This is a genomic window from Enterobacter sp. 302C9, from assembly GCF_034106085.1.
Taxonomy (GTDB): Bacteria; Pseudomonadota; Gammaproteobacteria; order Enterobacterales; family Enterobacteriaceae; genus Enterobacter; species Enterobacter asburiae_B.
This window is the reverse complement of sequence record NZ_JAWNBW010000013.1, coordinates 1-17,608: the sequence shown is the minus strand read 5'-3', so window position 1 is coordinate 17,608 and position 17,608 is coordinate 1. Positions and strand designations below refer to the sequence as shown.

General features: G+C 54.8%; 20 protein-coding genes, 1 tRNA gene and 1 rRNA gene. 11 read left to right on the top strand and 11 right to left on the bottom strand.

The window, feature by feature from the left end; translation table 11 throughout:
• Positions 1-130: 130 nt before the first annotated feature.
• Both blaACT and UR289_RS18940 read left to right on the top strand, forming a co-directional pair.
• Positions 131-1,276, top strand: coding sequence for an ACT family cephalosporin-hydrolyzing class C beta-lactamase (blaACT, locus tag UR289_RS18945; protein ID WP_320711282.1), 1,146 nt, complete (start codon positions 131-133; stop codon positions 1,274-1,276).
• A gap of 135 nt (positions 1,277-1,411) precedes the next feature.
• On the top strand, positions 1,412-1,942 hold the full coding sequence (locus UR289_RS18940; RefSeq protein WP_023310119.1) for a lipocalin family protein: 531 nt from the start codon (positions 1,412-1,414) through the stop codon (positions 1,940-1,942).
• Here the strand turns inward: UR289_RS18940 and sugE are convergent.
• Positions 1,939-2,256: a quaternary ammonium compound efflux SMR transporter SugE gene (gene sugE, locus UR289_RS18935; RefSeq protein WP_008502938.1), complete on the bottom strand. Its 318-nt coding sequence runs from the start codon at positions 2,254-2,256 to the stop codon at positions 1,939-1,941. The two genes, UR289_RS18940 and sugE, sit on opposite strands and share 4 nt — an antisense overlap.
• A gap of 261 nt (positions 2,257-2,517) precedes the next feature.
• Here sugE and UR289_RS18930 point away from each other — a divergent pair, with 261 nt between their 5' ends.
• On the top strand, positions 2,518-3,117 hold the full coding sequence (locus UR289_RS18930) for a helix-turn-helix transcriptional regulator (protein WP_064673118.1): 600 nt from the start codon (positions 2,518-2,520) through the stop codon (positions 3,115-3,117).
• A gap of 36 nt (positions 3,118-3,153) precedes the next feature.
• Here UR289_RS18930 and ecnB read toward each other — a convergent pair whose 3' ends face one another.
• The 3 genes from ecnB to efp all read right to left on the bottom strand — a co-directional run bounded on the left by ecnB (position 3,154) and on the right by efp (position 4,165).
• Positions 3,154-3,300 (bottom strand): lipoprotein toxin entericidin B, encoded by a 147-nt coding sequence (gene ecnB, locus UR289_RS18925; RefSeq protein ID WP_003025482.1) that lies wholly within the window; start codon positions 3,298-3,300, stop codon positions 3,154-3,156.
• Between the two features lie 108 nt (positions 3,301-3,408).
• Positions 3,409-3,540, bottom strand: coding sequence for an entericidin A/B family lipoprotein (locus UR289_RS18920; RefSeq protein ID WP_024907352.1), 132 nt, complete (start codon positions 3,538-3,540; stop codon positions 3,409-3,411).
• Between the two features lie 58 nt (positions 3,541-3,598).
• Positions 3,599-4,165 (bottom strand): elongation factor P, encoded by a 567-nt coding sequence (efp, locus tag UR289_RS18915; RefSeq protein ID WP_010427766.1) that lies wholly within the window; start codon positions 4,163-4,165, stop codon positions 3,599-3,601.
• Positions 4,166-4,205: 40 nt separating this feature from the next.
• On the opposite strand from efp, the gene epmB reads away from it, so the two are divergent.
• A complete protein-coding gene (epmB, locus tag UR289_RS18910) occupies positions 4,206-5,234 on the top strand; it encodes an EF-P beta-lysylation protein EpmB (protein WP_039261006.1) in 1,029 nt (342 codons plus the stop codon).
• Positions 5,235-5,281: 47 nt separating this feature from the next.
• On the opposite strand, the gene UR289_RS18905 is transcribed toward epmB, so the two are convergent.
• From UR289_RS18905 to UR289_RS18895, 3 genes are all read right to left on the bottom strand, one after another.
• Complete coding sequence (locus UR289_RS18905; protein ID WP_023310115.1) at positions 5,282-5,635, bottom strand: DUF4156 domain-containing protein; 354 nt, start codon at positions 5,633-5,635, stop codon at positions 5,282-5,284.
• A 134-nt stretch (positions 5,636-5,769) separates the two neighbouring features.
• Entirely contained in the window at positions 5,770-7,413 is a 1,644-nt protein-coding gene (groL, locus tag UR289_RS18900) for a chaperonin GroEL (protein ID WP_014882201.1), read from the bottom strand.
• A gap of 31 nt (positions 7,414-7,444) precedes the next feature.
• Complete coding sequence (locus tag UR289_RS18895; RefSeq protein ID WP_003855929.1) at positions 7,445-7,738, bottom strand: co-chaperone GroES; 294 nt, start codon at positions 7,736-7,738, stop codon at positions 7,445-7,447.
• Positions 7,739-7,917: 179 nt separating this feature from the next.
• On the opposite strand from UR289_RS18895, the gene yjeH reads away from it, so the two are divergent.
• Positions 7,918-9,168, top strand: a complete 1,251-nt coding sequence (gene yjeH / locus UR289_RS18890) for an L-methionine/branched-chain amino acid transporter (RefSeq protein ID WP_087823482.1) — start codon at positions 7,918-7,920, stop codon at positions 9,166-9,168.
• 24 nt (positions 9,169-9,192) lie between these two features.
• Here yjeH and UR289_RS18885 read toward each other — a convergent pair whose 3' ends face one another.
• Positions 9,193-9,657, bottom strand: coding sequence for an FxsA family protein (locus UR289_RS18885; protein WP_023616652.1), 465 nt, complete (start codon positions 9,655-9,657; stop codon positions 9,193-9,195).
• A 335-nt stretch (positions 9,658-9,992) separates the two neighbouring features.
• Here UR289_RS18885 and aspA point away from each other — a divergent pair, with 335 nt between their 5' ends.
• The 5 genes from aspA (at position 9,993) to UR289_RS18860 (ending at position 15,575) form a co-directional block, all read left to right on the top strand.
• Complete coding sequence (gene aspA, locus UR289_RS18880; protein ID WP_003855923.1) at positions 9,993-11,429, top strand: aspartate ammonia-lyase; 1,437 nt, start codon at positions 9,993-9,995, stop codon at positions 11,427-11,429.
• A 115-nt stretch (positions 11,430-11,544) separates the two neighbouring features.
• Positions 11,545-12,846: an anaerobic C4-dicarboxylate transporter gene (locus UR289_RS18875; RefSeq protein WP_023334226.1), complete on the top strand. Its 1,302-nt coding sequence runs from the start codon at positions 11,545-11,547 to the stop codon at positions 12,844-12,846.
• A 113-nt stretch (positions 12,847-12,959) separates the two neighbouring features.
• Positions 12,960-13,283: a divalent cation tolerance protein CutA gene (gene cutA, locus UR289_RS18870; RefSeq protein ID WP_014168278.1), complete on the top strand. Its 324-nt coding sequence runs from the start codon at positions 12,960-12,962 to the stop codon at positions 13,281-13,283.
• Positions 13,259-14,950: a protein-disulfide reductase DsbD gene (locus tag UR289_RS18865; RefSeq protein WP_320711275.1), complete on the top strand. Its 1,692-nt coding sequence runs from the start codon at positions 13,259-13,261 to the stop codon at positions 14,948-14,950. Before cutA ends, UR289_RS18865 begins: the two co-directional genes overlap by 25 nt.
• A 49-nt stretch (positions 14,951-14,999) precedes the next feature.
• Positions 15,000-15,575, top strand: coding sequence for a transcriptional regulator (locus UR289_RS18860; protein ID WP_032641387.1), 576 nt, complete (start codon positions 15,000-15,002; stop codon positions 15,573-15,575).
• On the opposite strand, the gene UR289_RS18855 is transcribed toward UR289_RS18860, so the two are convergent.
• Complete coding sequence (locus tag UR289_RS18855) at positions 15,572-16,162, bottom strand: LysE family translocator (RefSeq protein WP_320711273.1); 591 nt, start codon at positions 16,160-16,162, stop codon at positions 15,572-15,574. The two genes, UR289_RS18860 and UR289_RS18855, sit on opposite strands and share 4 nt — an antisense overlap.
• 36 nt (positions 16,163-16,198) lie before the next feature.
• On the bottom strand, positions 16,199-17,044 hold the full coding sequence (locus UR289_RS18850) for an AraC family transcriptional regulator (protein ID WP_320711270.1): 846 nt from the start codon (positions 17,042-17,044) through the stop codon (positions 16,199-16,201).
• Between the two features lie 169 nt (positions 17,045-17,213).
• On the opposite strand from UR289_RS18850, the gene UR289_RS18845 reads away from it, so the two are divergent.
• Positions 17,214-17,289: transfer RNA gene (locus UR289_RS18845), tRNA-Phe, on the top strand.
• Between the two features lie 215 nt (positions 17,290-17,504).
• Here UR289_RS18845 and rrf read toward each other — a convergent pair.
• Positions 17,505-17,608, bottom strand: a 5S ribosomal RNA gene (gene rrf / locus UR289_RS18840); the annotation flags it as partial.

Below are 17,608 nucleotides of genomic sequence, written 5' to 3'. Positions count from 1 at the left end.
TCTCGTCCGTTAGAAAAATTAACAGCTAATGCTAAATTTAACCGTTTGTCAGCCATAGTCAAATCCAACAGACTACAGCGGTCTGACGGGCCCGGACACTCCCTTGAACTGCTATTACGGAAGATAACTGATGATGACTAAATCCCTTTGCTGCGCCCTGCTGCTCAGCACCTCCTGCTCGGTATTGGCTGCCCCGATGTCAGAAAAACAGCTGGCTGAGGTGGTGGAACGGACCGTTACGCCGCTGATGAAAGCGCAAGCCATTCCGGGTATGGCGGTGGCGGTGATTTATGAGGGTCAGCCGCACTACTTTACCTTTGGTAAAGCCGATGTTGCGGCGAACAAACCTGTCACTCCACAAACCTTGTTCGAACTGGGTTCTATAAGTAAAACCTTCACCGGCGTACTCGGTGGCGATGCCATTGCTCGCGGTGAAATATCGCTGGGCGATCCGGTGACAAAATACTGGCCTGAGCTGACAGGCAAGCAGTGGCAGGGGATCCGCATGCTGGATCTGGCAACCTATACCGCAGGAGGTTTGCCGTTACAGGTACCGGATGAGGTCACGGATAACGCCTCTCTGCTGCGCTTTTATCAAAACTGGCAGCCGCAGTGGAAGCCGGGTACCACGCGTCTTTACGCCAATGCCAGCATCGGTCTTTTTGGCGCGCTGGCGGTTAAGCCTTCCGGCATGAGCTATGAGCAGGCCATAACGACGCGGGTCTTTAAGCCGCTCAAGCTGGACCATACCTGGATTAACGTTCCGAAAGCGGAAGAAGCGCATTACGCCTGGGGATACCGCGACGGTAAAGCGGTACACGTTTCGCCAGGAATGCTGGACGCTGAAGCCTATGGCGTAAAAACCAACGTGCAGGATATGGCAAACTGGGTGATGGTCAACATGAAGCCGGACTCCCTTCAGGATAATTCACTCAGGAAAGGCCTTACCCTGGCGCAGTCTCGCTACTGGCGCGTGGGGGCCATGTATCAGGGGTTAGGCTGGGAAATGCTTAACTGGCCGGTCGATGCAAAAACCGTGGTTGAAGGTAGCGACAATAAGGTGGCGCTGGCACCGCTGCCTGCGAGAGAAGTGAATCCACCGGCGCCCCCGGTCAATGCGTCCTGGGTCCATAAAACAGGCTCTACCGGCGGGTTTGGCAGCTACGTGGCATTTATTCCTGAAAAGCAGCTCGGCATTGTGATGCTGGCGAATAAAAGCTATCCGAACCCGGCACGCGTTGAGGCGGCATACCGTATCCTCGACGCGCTGCAGTAAAACATTGCCGGGTGGCGCTAACGCTTACCCGGCCTACAAAATCGACGGGGTGGCCACCCGGCGAAACACTCCGCACAAAAAACCCATTTTCCTTGCCGTCATCTACACTTAACAAAAAACAGTAAGGAAACTCCTATGCGCATTCTGCCTGTTATCGCCGCGGTGACAGCCGCGTTTTTAGTGGTTGCCTGCAGTTCCCCTACCCCACCTCCAGGCGTTACCGTCGTCTCGCCTTTTGATGCACAACGCTTCCTTGGAACATGGTATGAAATCGCGCGCCTCGACCATCGGTTTGAGCAGGGCTTAGAGAAGGTCACCGCGAATTACAGTCCAATGGATGATGGCGGTATTCAGGTGATCAACCGGGGCTATAATCCCGATCGGGAGATGTGGCAGCAGTCGATTGGGAAAGCGTACTTCACGGGCGACCCGCGACGGGCCGCGCTCAAAGTCTCTTTCTTCGGCCCGTTTTATGGCGGCTATAACGTGATCGCGCTCGACAGAGAGTACCGTCACGCGCTGGTGTGCGGGCCGGATCGCGACTATCTGTGGATACTTTCCCGCACGCCAACTATTTCGTCAGAAATGAAACAGCAGATGCTGGACGTCGCGACCCGACAAGGGTTTGATGTGTCAAAACTCATCTGGGTAAAACAGCCCCATTAATGGGTGCTGAGCTTCAGCCCAACGATGCCGGCCACAATCAAGGCGAGGCTGGCGATACGCGCCAGACTCGCTGACTCTCCCAGCAGCAGAATGCCGGTGATGGCGGCCCCCACCGCACCAATGCCCGTCCAGACGGCATAAGCCGTTCCCACAGGCAGCGAGCGCATCGCCCAGGATAACAGGACAATACTCACGATCATTGCGGTGACGGTTATGACGCTGGGCGTCAGGCGGGTAAATCCGTGGGTGTACTTGAGACCAATTGCCCATACCACTTCGAGCAGGCCAGCAATAAAAAGAATGATCCAGGACATTTCAGGCTCCTTAACTTAATTCAAGTTGGGGCCGTCCCCGGTGAAAGAAACGCTTACGGGTCGTCCCGTAAGGCAGAGATTACGCCCCATATTGTGGTTAGCGTGCTATTTTTTTTCAATCATTTTTTGCTGAACACGTTAAGGCAAGAAATAGCCGCAGTATGGCGCGTAGTTCCGGCATTTAGCACTCATCCGACTTCTCTATGATGATGTGCTTTCTGATGGCAGGAAGCCAAACCACTAGCCGACTGCGAATAAAATATGTTCAAAATTCTTTTGATTGACCGTTGTCACTTCACCCGCACGGGGTTTGAAGCATGGCTCAATCATTCCGGTTTGTTCCCGGGACACTACGTTGTGACCGGGCTAAATAATCTGTTCCTTGCCAGGGAGCACATTCTGCAATGGAAACCCACGCTGGTCATCGCCGACCTGTACGGCTTCAGGCAGGATATTCATCATTTTCAGCAGCTCTCGTCCTTGCTTAACGCCAGTGAACGATTACCGTTTATTATGCTGCAATCGGGAGAGGACCGCGGCATGACCGACTGGCTCGGACAGTTCCCGGTGTGGTCGTCGCTGTTGAAAAACGCCAGTCTCGGAGAAGTGGCAACGACTATCAACGACGCATTAAACTCGCGCGCCAGCGCTGAAAGGCCAACGGCAGCCGCCCCCTTGCTGACCCGGCAGGAAGAGAAAGTGCTGACATTGTGGATGGACGGGGCAAGCAATCAAAAAATTGCCGCTCACCTGAGTATCAATGGCAAAACGGTCTATACCTACAAACGCAATATCCGCATGAAACTGCATATGGATACGCGTTTTTCTCCGTTTTTATCCCTGCAGGAATCAGAAAGCTGACGGTACGAAACCCGCTGGTCTCGTACCGTATGTTAATTACTGCTGAGCTTTAGTTGCCGCACCAGAGATTGCGCTACCACCTTCAGAAATATCCTGACCGACGCCACGCGTGGTATTACAGGCCGTTAACACTGAAGAAAGTACCAGGACTGAAAAGATCGCTGCAATTGTCTTCTTAACCATAATATCTTCCTTTTATAGCCAAAGTTGTTTTGTGTATAGCAACTTAAGAATAGACAAGATCCCGCCGGTTGACGGAAAAGGAAGCATTTTTAGGAAAATTAGACGAACTTAGCTGGCGGCGTGAGAAATGATATGACCGAGATCCTGGATATCTTGTCCCATTCCACGGGTGGTGTTACAGCCAGAAAGCAATGCACTGGAAAGCGCTAACAGAAGCAGAATTTTAACGGTACGTTTCATCATCCCTGCCTGCAAAAATCAGGCGCAGCGGGCGCTGCGCCTTCAATCATGACGTAAATTACTTCACGCGGGATACGTATTCGCCGGAGCGGGTATCCACTTTGATCACTTCGCCAGTCTGTACGAACAGTGGAACTTTAACCACTGCGCCGGTAGACAGTTTGGCTGGTTTACCGCCGGTACCTGCGGTATCACCTTTCAGACCTGGATCGGTTTCAACGATTTCCAGTTCTACGAAGTTTGGTGGGGTCACAGCGATAGGCTGGCCGTTCCACAGGGTCACGATGCACTCAGCCTGATCCAGCAGCCATTTAGCGCTATCACCTACCGCTTTCTCATCAGCAGACAGCTGTTCGAAAGTGGAGTTGTTCATGAAATGATAGAACTCACCGTCGTTGTACAGATAGGTCAGGTTCATATCAACAACATCAGCGCCTTCAGCGGAGTCAGTAGACTTGAAGGTTTTCTCAACACGGGTACCGGTCAGCAGACGGCGCAGCTTAACGCGTGCGAATGCCTGGCCTTTACCTGGTTTAACGAATTCGCTGGCTTCAACCGCGTACGGTTCGCCGTCCATCATGATTTTAAGACCAGCACGAAAATCGTTGCTATAGTACGTTGCCATAAGGCCCTCTAAATTTGTTAACTGGTAGCTAAGCCACAAAATGGCGCATATTGTAACCCTAAACACCCCGTCCAGAGAAGATTGGTTATCGCAACTTGCCGATGTAATCACCAGTCCTGATGAATTGCTGCGTCTTTTAGACCTCGATCAGCACCCAGAGTTGCTTGCAGGCCGCGAGGCAAAGCGTCTTTTCGCCCTGCGCGTTCCCCGTGCGTTTGTGGCGCGAATGGAGAAAGGCAACCCCGACGATCCACTTTTAAAACAAACGCTTACTTCGCAGGATGAGTTTGTCACCGCACCGGGATACAGCACCGATCCGCTGGAAGAGCAGAACAGCGTGGTGCCGGGTTTACTGCACAAGTATCTCAACCGCGCCCTGCTGCTGGTAAAAGGCGGTTGCGCGGTAAATTGTCGTTATTGCTTCCGTCGGCACTTCCCGTATGCCGAAAACCAGGGCAATAAACGCAACTGGCAGGTCGCGCTGGACTATATCGCCGCCCATCCGGAGCTGGATGAGATTATTTTTTCCGGCGGTGACCCGCTGATGGCAAAAGATCATGAGCTGGACTGGCTGTTGACTCAGCTTGAAGCCATCCCGCACGTTAAGCGCCTGCGTATTCACAGCCGTTTACCGATTGTCATTCCGGCACGTGTCACTGACGGACTGGTGTCACGCCTGGAGCAGTCAAGATTGCAGGTGCTGCTGGTGAACCATATTAACCACGCGAATGAAATTGACGATGACTTTCGCGCGGCGATGGCGCGTCTGCGTAAAGCGGGCGTGACGCTGCTGAACCAGAGCGTGCTGCTGCGCGGCGTCAATGACAGCGCCCGCGTGCTGGCCGACCTGAGCAATGCCCTGTTTGATGCGGGCGTGATGCCCTATTACCTGCACGTGCTGGATCGCGTTCAGGGCGCGGCCCATTTCATGGTGACGGATGAAGAAGCCCGGCAGATTATGCGCGAACTGTTAACGCTGGTTTCAGGCTATATGGTGCCGAAGCTGGCACGCGAGATTGGCGGAGAGCCGAGCAAGACGCCGCTGGATCTGCAGCTGCGGCAGCGCTAGTTTCCCCGCCCCCTAACCCTCTCCCACAGGGAGAGGGAAAAAGGCAATCAGTTCGGGCACTTGTAGACCTGGCCGTTCATCTGGCTGGCGGTCGGCACGAAGCTGGACAGCATACTCTGCGTTGGGCTGCTCACGCCGTAAATCACGTTACCGCCCATTGCCGCAGCCTGGTTACGCAGGGCATTCGCCGCACCGCGCATCGAGCCACCTTCTTCGCCATGCTGACCTGACATCCAGTTACTTTGCTCACCGGTTGCCGTGCCTAACAGCTGGCATTCACTGCCAGGCTTATCTTCCACAAAGCGAACGCCCTGGCCCGCTGCCGACAGCTCATTGCTGGAGCTACAACCCGCCAGCAGCAATGCTGCCCCTACAATCCCTGCACAGACTTTTACGCGCATGTTATTCCTCGTTTTCAATAAGCTGGACAGTAGTTGTCCGTGTGTAAATCTTATACCTAAAAGATGACCAAAAGAAAAACCCCCGAGCATTTCTGCCCGGGGGTTTTTCACATTCTACGACGTAGAACGCACGATTACATCATGCCTCCCATACCGCCCATGCCGCCCATGCCAGCAGCACCTAAGTCTGGTGCATCGCCTTTAGGCATATCGGTGACCATGCACTCGGTGGTGATCATCAGGCCAGCGACAGATGCCGCGTACTGCAGAGCAGAACGGGTCACTTTCGTTGGATCCAGGATACCGAAGTCGATCATGTTGCCGTATTCTTCAGTTGCTGCGTTATAACCGTAGTTACCTTCGCCCGCTTTCACGTTGTTCGCAACCACAGATGGCTCTTCACCGGCGTTAGAAACGATCTGACGCAGAGGAGCTTCCATTGCGCGCAGCGCAACTTTAATACCCACGTTCTGATCTTCGTTCTGTGCGGTCAGGCCTGCCAGTTTAGCGGCAACACGCACCAGCGCAACACCACCACCAGCAACCACGCCTTCTTCTACCGCAGCACGGGTCGCGTGCAGGGCATCGTCAACGCGTGCTTTTTTCTCTTTCATTTCAACTTCGGTCGCTGCACCGACTTTGATTACCGCAACGCCGCCTGCCAGTTTCGCTACGCGCTCCTGCAGTTTTTCACGGTCGTAATCGGAAGTCGCTTCTTCGATCTGCTTACGGATCTGACCAACGCGGCCCTGAATAGCAGCTTCTTCACCCACGCCATCGATGATGGTGGTGGTGTCTTTGTTGATCACAACGCGTTTCGCCTGGCCCAGGTCTTCCAGGGTCGCTTTTTCCAGTTCCATACCGATCTCTTCAGAGATTACGGTACCGCCGGTCAGGGTAGCGATATCCTGCAGCATCGCTTTACGGCGATCGCCGAAGCCAGGTGCTTTAACCGCAGCCACTTTCACGATGCCGCGCATGGTGTTAACCACCAGGGTCGCCAGCGCTTCGCCTTCAACGTCTTCAGCGATGATCACCAGCGGCTTGCCTGCTTTCGCAACGGCTTCCAGCACTGGCAGCATTTCGCGGATGTTGGAGATTTTCTTGTCAGCCAGCAGGATGAACGGGCTTTCCAGTTCAACAGCGCCAGTCTCTGGCTTGTTGATGAAGTATGGGGACAGGTAACCGCGGTCGAACTGCATACCTTCAACCACGTCCAGTTCGTCTTCCAGACCGGTACCGTCTTCAACGGTGATCACGCCTTCTTTACCGACTTTGTCCATCGCTTCAGCGATCAGTTTACCTACGGTTTCGTCGGAGTTAGCGGAGATAGTACCAACCTGAGCAATGGCTTTAGAGTCAGAGCACGGTACGGACAGCGCTTTCAGCTCTTCAACAGCGGAGGCGACAGCTTTGTCGATACCACGTTTCAGATCCATTGGGTTCATGCCCGCAGCAACGGCTTTCAGACCTTCGGTGATGATTGCCTGCGCCAGTACGGTCGCGGTGGTGGTACCGTCACCAGCAGCGTCGTTCGCTTTAGAGGCAACTTCTTTCACCATCTGCGCACCCATGTTTTCGAACTTGTCTTCCAGCTCAATTTCACGTGCTACAGAAACACCATCTTTAGTGATGGTTGGCGCGCCGAAGGATTTATCCAGCACTACGTTGCGGCCTTTCGGGCCCAGAGTCACTTTAACTGCATCTGCCAGTACGTTTACGCCGCGGAGCATTTTTACACGAGCGTCGTTACCGAATTTTACGTCTTTAGCTGCCATGTTCTTATTTCCTCAAATTCTCGTGCGTAAATTACGCTTCAACAATTGCCAGAATGTCGCTCTCGGACATGATCAACACTTCTTCATTGTCGATCTTCTCGGATTTCACGCCGTAGCCATCGTTGAAAATTACGATGTCACCAACTTTAACGTCCAGTGGCTGCACAGTTCCGTTTTCCAGGATGCGGCCCTTACCGACAGCGATGATTTCGCCACGCGTTGATTTGGCTGCTGCAGAACCGGTCAGAACGATGCCGCCAGCAGACTTGGTTTCAACTTCTTTACGTTTGACGATCACACGATCATGTAACGGACGAATACTCATTGATAGCTCTCCTTTGAGAAAGTCATTATCAGTTATGGATGACGCCGGCCCGCATGCGGTTTTCCGACTAGTGCCCTGAGAGATGGGGATAGCTTTTTCCCCCTTCAAGGGGGAGTCGAAAAAAAAATTTGCGAAAGTGTTACCATCGCCTCTCTTTTGGTACTGGCAGGGCGATGTCAATGAGTGGACTCAAGCAGGAGCTGGGGCTGGCGCAGGGCGTCGGACTGCTCTCAACCTCCTTGTTAGGTACGGGCGTGTTTGCCGTACCCGCACTGGCGGCGCTGGTGGCTGGAAATAACAGCCTGTGGGCGTGGCCAGCGCTGATTGTATTAGTTTTCCCGATAGCCATTGTATTCGCCATCCTGGGGCGGCATTTCCCCAGCGCGGGCGGCGTGGCGCACTTTGTCGGACTGGCCTTTGGCCCGCGGCTGCAGCGTGTTACCGGCTGGCTGTTTCTCTCCGTCATTCCGGTTGGCCTTCCTGCGGCGTTGCATATTGCGACCGGTTTTGGTCAGGCGCTGTTTGGCTGGCATAACGAGCAGTTATTGCTGGCCGAACTGGGTACGCTGGCGATCGTCTGGTGGGTGGGCTCTCGCGGCGCCAGCTCCAGCGCCAACCTGCAGACGCTGGTTGCGGTGCTGATTGTCGCGCTCGTTGTCGCAATCTGGTGGGCGGGCGATATCACAATAAAGGAAATTCCCTTCCCTGCGGTGACAGACGTCGACCATTCCCAGCTTTTCGCCGCGCTCTCCGTCATGTTCTGGTGTTTTGTCGGCCTGGAAGCCTTTGCCCATCTGGCCTCTGAATTTAAGCAGCCTGAACGCGATTTCCCCCGCGCGTTGATGATAGGCCTGCTGCTTGCTGGCACGGTCTATTGGGCGTGTACCGTGCTGGTCTTACACTTCCACGCGTTCGGAGCGGATCTCGCCGCCGCGGCATCGCTGCCGGGTATCGTGGTGGAACTGTTCGGCGTGAAGGCGCTATGGATCGCCTGCGTCATCGGCTATCTCGCCTGTTTTGCCAGCCTCAATATTTATATCCAGAGCTTTGCCCGGCTGGTGTGGTCGCAGGCGCTCGACAAACCTGAGAATCGCCTCGCACGCCTGTCTAAACGCCAGCTTCCGCTGAATGCCCTGAATGCCGTACTGGGCTGCTGCGTGGTGAGCACGCTGTGTATTTACGCACTGAAGATCAATCTGGACGCGCTGATCGTCTACGCCAACGGCATTTTCATCATGATCTACCTGCTGTGCATGCTGGCGGGATGTCGTTTGCTGAAAGGTCGCTATAAAGCTCTGGCGGTCGTCGGGGGTTTGCTTTGCCTGCTGTTGCTGGCGATGGTGGGATGGAAGAGTCTGTACGCGATTGTCATGCTGGCAGGGCTGTGGGTGTTTTTGCCGAAGCGCGGTGCGCTACCGGAAGCCCGGTAGGCGAAGCGCCACCGGGCAACAAAATCACCGATCGTCTTTATGGTCTAAACGGTCGTGCTGTTCATCCTTACGCTGATACTCCCCTTCAAAGGTATCGCCCGGCCCGGTGCTGAATCCGCCCCCCGGCATACGGCTAAAGCGCAGATGCGGCAGCAGCTTCATGGTCAGGTGTTTTTGCACCGGCGGCAGAAGCAGCAGAAGGCCGAGGAAATCAGTGAAGAACCCCGGCAGGATCAGCAGCAGCCCCGCAATAATCAACGACACGCTTTTGATCATCTCTTCCGCCGGGCTTTCCCCTGCGGCCATCTTCTGCTGCATTATCAGGAAATTTTTGAAACCCTGATTACGCACCAGCGACATGCCGATGACGGAGGTGAAAATCACCAGAATCAGCGTCAGCAGGACGCCCAGCACATGGGCAACCTGGATGAAAATGGAAATCTCAATGTAAACATAGAGAAAGAAAGCAATAAACGGTATCCAGCGCACTGGCATCTCCTGTGTGGCAGAGGCCATCGGGCCCCTGTCTGAATGTGTTCGCGACGCGCGTTTGTATGAAATGGTGACGGTTAGCGAAAATTCAATCAGTTTGCACGGATATTTTTTTTGGAAATTATAAAGCGGTGACCCATTTCACAGATTAATAATTATCATGGAATCGGCTCGATAATAAGTGATCCAGCTTACGGCAATTCGCTATCATCAGCATATGATCTCGAACATCTGGCTGATTGAGGGAATAATCGTCGGCCAGAAAATATTCAAAACCACATAAATACTGTGTGTTTAGTACAATCCATCGGCAGCTTGAAAAGAAGGTTCACATGTTAAACAACATTCGTATCGAAGAAGACTTGTTGGGTACCAGGGAAGTTCCAGCGGATGCCTACTACGGTGTCCACACTCTGAGAGCGATTGAAAACTTCTACATCAGCAACAGCAAAATCAGCGACATCCCTGAGTTTGTTCGTGGCATGGTGATGGTGAAGAAAGCCGCAGCACTGGCCAACAAAGAGCTGCAAACCATTCCTAAAAGCGCGGCAAATGCGATTATCGCAGCCTGCGATGAAGTGCTGAACAACGGCAAATGCATGGACCAGTTCCCGGTTGACGTCTATCAGGGCGGCGCGGGCACCTCCGTCAACATGAATACCAACGAAGTACTGGCAAACATTGGCCTGGAGCTGATGGGTCACCAGAAAGGTGAATACCAGTACCTGAACCCGAACGATCACGTAAACAAATGCCAGTCTACCAACGACGCCTACCCTACCGGCTTCCGTATCGCGGTGTATGCCTCTGTGGTGAAACTGGTGGATGCGATCAACCAGCTGGGTGATGGCTTCCAGCGTAAAGCGGTTGAGTTCCAGGACATCCTGAAAATGGGTCGTACCCAGCTGCAGGACGCGGTGCCGATGACGCTCGGCCAGGAATTCCACGCGTTTAACGTACTGCTGAACGAAGAGACCAAAAACCTGCTGCGCACCTCCGAGCTGCTGCTGGAAGTGAACCTGGGCGCCACCGCCATCGGTACCCGTCTGAACACCCCGGATGGCTATCAGCAGCTGGCGGTACAGAAGCTGGCTGAAGTCTCTAACCTGCCGGTTGTGCCTGCAGAAGACCTGATTGAAGCCACCTCCGACTGCGGCGCCTACGTCATGGTACACAGCGCCCTGAAACGTCTGGCGGTGAAACTGTCCAAAATCTGTAACGACCTGCGCCTGCTCTCTTCCGGTCCGCGCGCTGGCCTGAATGAAATCAACCTGCCAGAGCTGCAGGCCGGTTCATCCATCATGCCAGCCAAGGTGAACCCGGTAGTGCCAGAAGTGGTGAACCAGGTTTGCTTCAAAGTCATCGGTAACGATACAACCGTGACCATGGCCTCGGAAGCGGGTCAGCTGCAGCTGAACGTGATGGAGCCAGTGATTGGCCAGGCGATGTTTGAATCCATCCACATTCTGACCAACGCCTGCTACAACCTGCTGGAAAAATGCATTAACGGCATCACGGCGAATAAAGAAGTCTGTGAGGGTTATGTCTATAACTCCATCGGGATCGTCACCTACCTCAACCCGTTCATCGGTCACCACAACGGTGATATCGTCGGTAAGATTTGCGCCGAAACCGGTAAGAGCGTACGTGAAGTGGTGCTGGAGCGCGGGCTGTTGACCGAAGCTGAGCTGGACGATATCTTCTCGGCCCAGAACCTGATGCACCCGGCATATAAAGCGAAACGATATACCGATGAAAGCGAACAGTAACCGTTCTGGCTAGGCTTCTTAAGGCACGTCACTTGTGACGTGCCTTTTTTCTTTTTAGGCGTTACCTAAATACAACAATTCAATATCAACTTGTTAATAAGCAAGGCAGGTCCTTATGTTTGGAGCAGAACTCGTCATCGTCTTGTTGGCGATTTATTTGGGAGCAAGACTCGGGGGTATCGGCATCGGTTTTGCCGGCGGTCTCGGGGTGCTCGTTCTTACCCTTATCTTTCAGATTAAACCCGGCGCAATCCCGTTCGACGTTATCGAAATCATCATGGCAGTTATTGCCGCTATCGCCGCCATGCAGGTGGCAGGCGGTATGGACTACCTGGTAAGCCTGGCGGAGCGTATGCTGCGCCGCCATCCAAAATACATTACCTTCCTTGCCCCGCTGGTGACCTGGTTTATGACCATTCTCGCCGGTACGGGCCACACCGCCTTCTCTACGCTGCCGGTGATTACCGAAGTGGCGAAAGAGCAGGGTATCCGTCCGTCTCGTCCGCTCTCAATTGCCGTCGTCGCGTCCCAGATTGCGATTACCGCCTCACCGATTTCCGCTGCGGTGGTCTTCTTCGCCGGTATTCTGGAGCCGATGGGCGTGAGCTATCTGACGCTGCTGGCGATCTGTATCCCGGTGACGCTGATCGCGGTGATGATCACTGCCGTGCTGTGTAACTTCCTCGGCGCTGAACTGAAAGACGATCCGGTTTACCAGGAACGCCTCGCCAAGGGTGAAGTGAGACTGCGCGGCAGCCAGGTCTTCGAGCTGAAGCCGCACGCAAAGCGCTCCGTGCTGCTGTTCCTAATCGGTATTGTCGCGGTGATGTTCTACGCGACCGCCATCAGCGACACCGTGGGCCTGATCCAGAACCCTGTCCTGCCGCGTAACGAAGCGATTGTAGTGTTTATGCTGACCATCGCGACGCTGATTAGCATCACCTGTAAAATCGACACCAGCGAAGTGCTGAACGCCAGCACCTTTAAATCAGGTATGAGCGCCTGCGTATGCGTATTGGGCGTGGCGTGGCTCGGTGATACCTTCGTGAAAGCGCACATCAGCGACATTCAGACCGTCGCTGGCGACCTGCTGCACAACTACCCGTGGCTGCTGGCGGTGGTGCTGTTCTTTGCCGCTACCCTGCTTTACTCCCAGGCGGCGACCACCAAAGCGCTGATGCCTGCGGCACTGATGCTGGGCGTGACGCCACTGACGGCGATTGCCTCTTTCGCGGCGGTTTCTGCCCTGTTCGTTCTGCCAACCTACCCAACCCTGCTGGCGGCGGTAGAGATGGACGACACCGGCTCAACCCGTATCGGTAAGTATGTGTTTAACCACGCGTTCCTGATCCCGGGCGTGGTCGCCATTTCACTTTGCGTGATCCTCGGCTTTATCATTGGCGGCGTGGTGCTGTAAACGGTGAGTGGTTGTAAAAATAGTTAAAATCGGGCCGCTCTGCGGCCCGTTTCATTAATGACCAACCGCCTTGCGTGATATAGTGAAGCCTTTCGTGATGAGGAGGTCGACTTGTGAACACGCCTGATGCTGTTGTCGTACTGTGTACCGCCCCTGATGAAGCCTCTGCCCAGGATCTCGCCGCCAAAGTGCTGGCCGAAAAACTGGCAGCCTGCGTGACGCTCCTCCCCGGTGCCACCTCCCTTTATTACTGGGAAGGCAAGCTGGAGCAAGAGTACGAAGTCCAGATGTTGCTCAAAACCAATCTGGCGAATCAGCAGGCTCTCCTGGACTGCCTCAAATCTCATCATCCTTACCAAACCCCGGAGCTGCTGGTATTGCCAGTGGTTCATGGCGATAACGACTATCTCTCATGGCTCAACGCTTCCTTACGCTGATCCTGCTGCTGTGCAGCACGTCAGCTTTTGCCGGGTTGTTTGACGCGCCCGGCCGTTCGAACTTTATTCCTGCCGACCAGGCGTTTGTTTTCGATTTTCAGCAGAACCAGCACGATCTGACGCTCACCTGGCAGGTGAAAGAGGGCTATTACCTCTATCGCAAGCAGGTGAGTATTACCCCTGCCCAGGCAAACGTGGCCGCATTACAATTGCCCGCTGGCGAGTGGCACGAGGACGAGTTCTACGGTAAGAGTGAAATCTACCGCCAGCGCTTAAGCGTGCCCGTGACGGTGAATCAGGCGGATAAAGGCGCGACGCTGGCGGTGACCTATCAGGGATGCGCGGACGCGGGATTCTGCTATCCACCGGAGACGAAGGTCGTGCCGCTCAGCGAAGTGAAAGCGTCTGCTGCTGTAACGCCGGCCCCCTCGGTTGAGAAAACCAACGACAGCGCTGGCCTTCCGTTCTCAGCGCTGTGGGCGTTACTGATTGGTATCGGCATTGCCTTTACGCCGTGCGTGTTGCCGATGTATCCGCTCATCTCCGGGATTGTGCTGGGCGGCAAACAGCGTCTTTCTACCGCCCGCGCGCTGCTGCTGGCTTTTATATACGTGCAGGGAATGGCGCTAACCTACACGGCGCTCGGTCTCGTGGTTGCCGCTGCCGGGTTACAGTTCCAGGCGGCACTCCAGCACCCTTATGTTCTCATTGGCCTGTCAGCGGTGTTTATCCTGCTGGCGCTGTCAATGTTTGGCCTGTTCACGCTACAGCTGCCCTCTTCGCTGCAAACGCGCTTAACGCTGATGAGCAACCGTCAGCAGGGTGGCTCGGCAGGCGGCGTGTTCGCGATGGGTGCCATTGCCGGGCTGATTTGCTCTCCCTGCACTACCGCACCGCTGAGCGCTATCCTGCTGTACATCGCCCAGAGCGGTAACATGTGGCTCGGCGGGGGGACGCTGTACCTCTACGCGCTGGGCATGGGCCTGCCGCTGATTCTGGTCACGGTTTTCGGCAATCGACTTCTGCCGAAGAGCGGCCCGTGGATGGAGACGGTGAAAACCGCATTTGGTTTTGTCATCCTCGCGCTGCCGGTGTTCCTTCTTGAGCGTATCATCGGCGACGCCTGGGGTTTACGCCTGTGGGCGATGCTCGGCGTAGCATTCTTTGCCTGGGCGTTTATCGTCAGCCTGGGGGCGAAGAAGCCATGGATGCGCCTGGTGCAAATCCTGCTGCTGGCTGCCGCGCTGGTGAGCGTACGCCCTCTGCAGGACTGGGCGTTCGGCACACCGGTGAGTCAGACCCAGGCGCATCTGAACTTTACCCAGATAAAAAACGTGGATGAACTTAACAGCGCTCTGGCAGAGGCGAATGGCAAACCGGTGATGCTCGATCTCTATGCCGACTGGTGTGTCGCCTGCAAAGAGTTTGAAAAATATACTTTTAGCGATCCACAGGTGCAAAGCGCCCTGAAAGAGACCGTTTTGCTCCAGGCTAACGTGACCGCCAATAATGCGCAGGATAAGGCTCTGCTGAAGCAGCTTAACGTACTCGGGCTGCCAACCATTCTGTTCTTCAATCAACAGGGCCAGGAGCAGCCTGAGCAGCGTGTAACCGGGTTTATGGATGCAGCGGCATTTAGCGCGCATTTGCGCAATCGCCAACCGTAAACAACACTTTAAGCGGGACAAACCGTTGGGAATAGCGGAGGAGATAACCGTGCAACGTGAAGACGTACTGGGACAAGCCCTGCAACTACTTGAGATTCAAGGGATCGCCAGCACCACGCTTGAGATGGTAGCCGACCGTATCGATTATCCCCTGGATGAACTTAAGCGCTTCTGGCCGGATAAAGAGGCGCTACTCTATGATGCCCTGCGCTATCTCAGCCAGCAGGTTGATGTCTGGCGCAGACAACTGATGCTGAATGAAGAACTGACCGCGGAGCAAAAGCTGCTGGCGCGCTATACCGCGCTGACGGAATGCGTCAGCAACAACCGCTACCCGGGTTGTCTGTTCATCGCCGCCTGCACTTATTTTCCTGACCCTGGCCATCCTATTCACCAGTTGGCGGATCAGCAAAAACGGGCGGCGCATGACTTTACCCACGAACTGCTGACCACGCTGGAAGTCGATGACCCTGCGATGGTGGCTAAACAGATGGAACTGGTGCTGGAAGGTTGCCTCAGCCGCATGCTGGTGAACCGTAGCCAGGCCGATGTGGATACGGCGCACCGCCTGGCGGAAGATATTCTACGCTTTGCCCAATGCAGAATGGGTGGAGCGCTGACCTAAGCCAGCATGCCCGCCCAGGCGGAGACGAGCAGACACAGCGCCATCAGGCGCTGAAACCGCACCATCGCCACGGTGGTGCGAAAAATTCGGTTCACCGCTTTACCCAACCACGCCCAGCACATCAAACAGGCTATCGAGATCAGCAGAAACCATAGCGCCATTAGCGCAATATCGCGCAATGCATGGTCGCCAGTTGGGGCAAACAGGCTGACGACGGCCAGCGCCATCATCCAAGTTTTGGGGTTCACGATCTGCAGCAGCGCCGCCGCCCGAGCGGTGAATCGAATACGGTTCTCAGCGGAGAGACGGGCAGCCGGGGCGCGAAACAGCTGCCAGCTCAACCAGCTTAGCCACAGCACGCCTGTCCAGCTCATTATCTGACGTATCAGAGGATACTGACGCAGCACTTCCCCCGCGCCCGCGCCTGATACCAGCACAATCGCACTGGCCGCGATACATCCGCCCAGAATAGCAGGTAAGGTATTTTTTACGCCAAAGTGCTGGCTGTTCGTCAGCACGAGAATATTGGTCGGCCCCGGCGTAATGGAGGCGACAAATGCGAACAACAGAAAGGGTATCAAACTCACGGGTGGCTCCTTTTTATTAGAGCCATGAATGTGCCGTTATTTTTTGGAAACGTCTGGAAGGTTTGTGCACAACCGTCGGTAGTGTGCAGGAGAGATACGGTAAGCACGCTGAAACCAACGTCCCAGATGGCTTTGATCGGCAAAACCCACTGTGGCAGCCACATCAACGGGCTGGTCCCCACGCGCCAGCAGCTGTCGGGCCTTTGCCAGACGAAGCTGAATAAGCCATGCGTGTGGCGCCAGGTTGAACTCGCGCTTAAAACAGCGCGTCAGGGTAAAGCGATCCGTGCCCGTCTCGCGCGCAAGGTCTGACAGCCCTACGTTCTCGCCGATATGAGCAAACAGATAGTCGCGCGCACGGTGCGCCACGGCAGCGCTTTGTAACTGCGACGGCAGTTTTTTACGCCAGTGGCAGTGGGCGGTGATCCGGGAGAGCAGATTATCCATTGTGCTCTGCTGAACGATTTTCATCTCGTCATTATGCAGGGTGGAAAATGTCTCACCGATAGCACGCACCAGCTGCGGCTCCCGCGTCAACGTTTGGGCAAAGTGGAGTGAATAACTCCCGGGAGTAGATTCGTAAAGCCCTTGTAGCGCACGGGTAAGCCAGCGCTCATCCAGATAGAAGGTCAAATAGGTAAAGCCGCCCTCTACAGGCGCATCACCGTCGTGGATCTCGCCAGGTTCGAGGAGAAATGCGTCGCCCGGCTGGCTACGATGACGCTCACGGCGGCAGTGAAACTGCTGCGTGCCGGAGAGGGTTATCCCTACCAGATAGCTATCGTGCCAGTGCGGATCAAAGGCATGCCCTTCGAAATGCGCTTTAATCGTCTCAATACCCGTATCTGCATGCTGACGCAGTTCAAGCCAGTCATTCGCCATACAGTCCTCCTCTTGCTATCAGCATTGCCGTATTACGCTGGTTGTGTCTGGAAGATTTGTGCATTTTCACGGCGAAAGCGGACAGATTGCCGCAAACTTAAGCAGTTGAACAGCTTTTCCCGAAATAATGTTGACGATCGAGCGTGATTGCGGTTTAATGCGCTCCGTTGCCCGGATAGCTCAGTCGGTAGAGCAGGGGATTGAAAATCCCCGTGTCCTTGGTTCGATTCCGAGTCCGGGCACCACTATTTAAAGAACCCAGCCTATGGCTGGGTTTTTGCTTTTCTGCGTTTATACATCCCTTCTTTGTATTCTTATTTCTCTTTGTCGTGGGATCGTGCGGTCTGCGTTGCCGGATGGCGGCTTTGCCTTATCCGGCCTACTAAGCGCCATCTGGCTTTTCTGCGCGCACAAAGCAAAAAACCCCGCACCTTACGGTACGGGGTTCTTCTAAATTGATGCCTGGCAGTTCCCTACTCTCACATGGGGAGACCCCACACTACCATCGGCGCTACGGCGTTTCACTTCTGAGTTCGGCATGGGGTCAGGTGGGACCACCGCGCT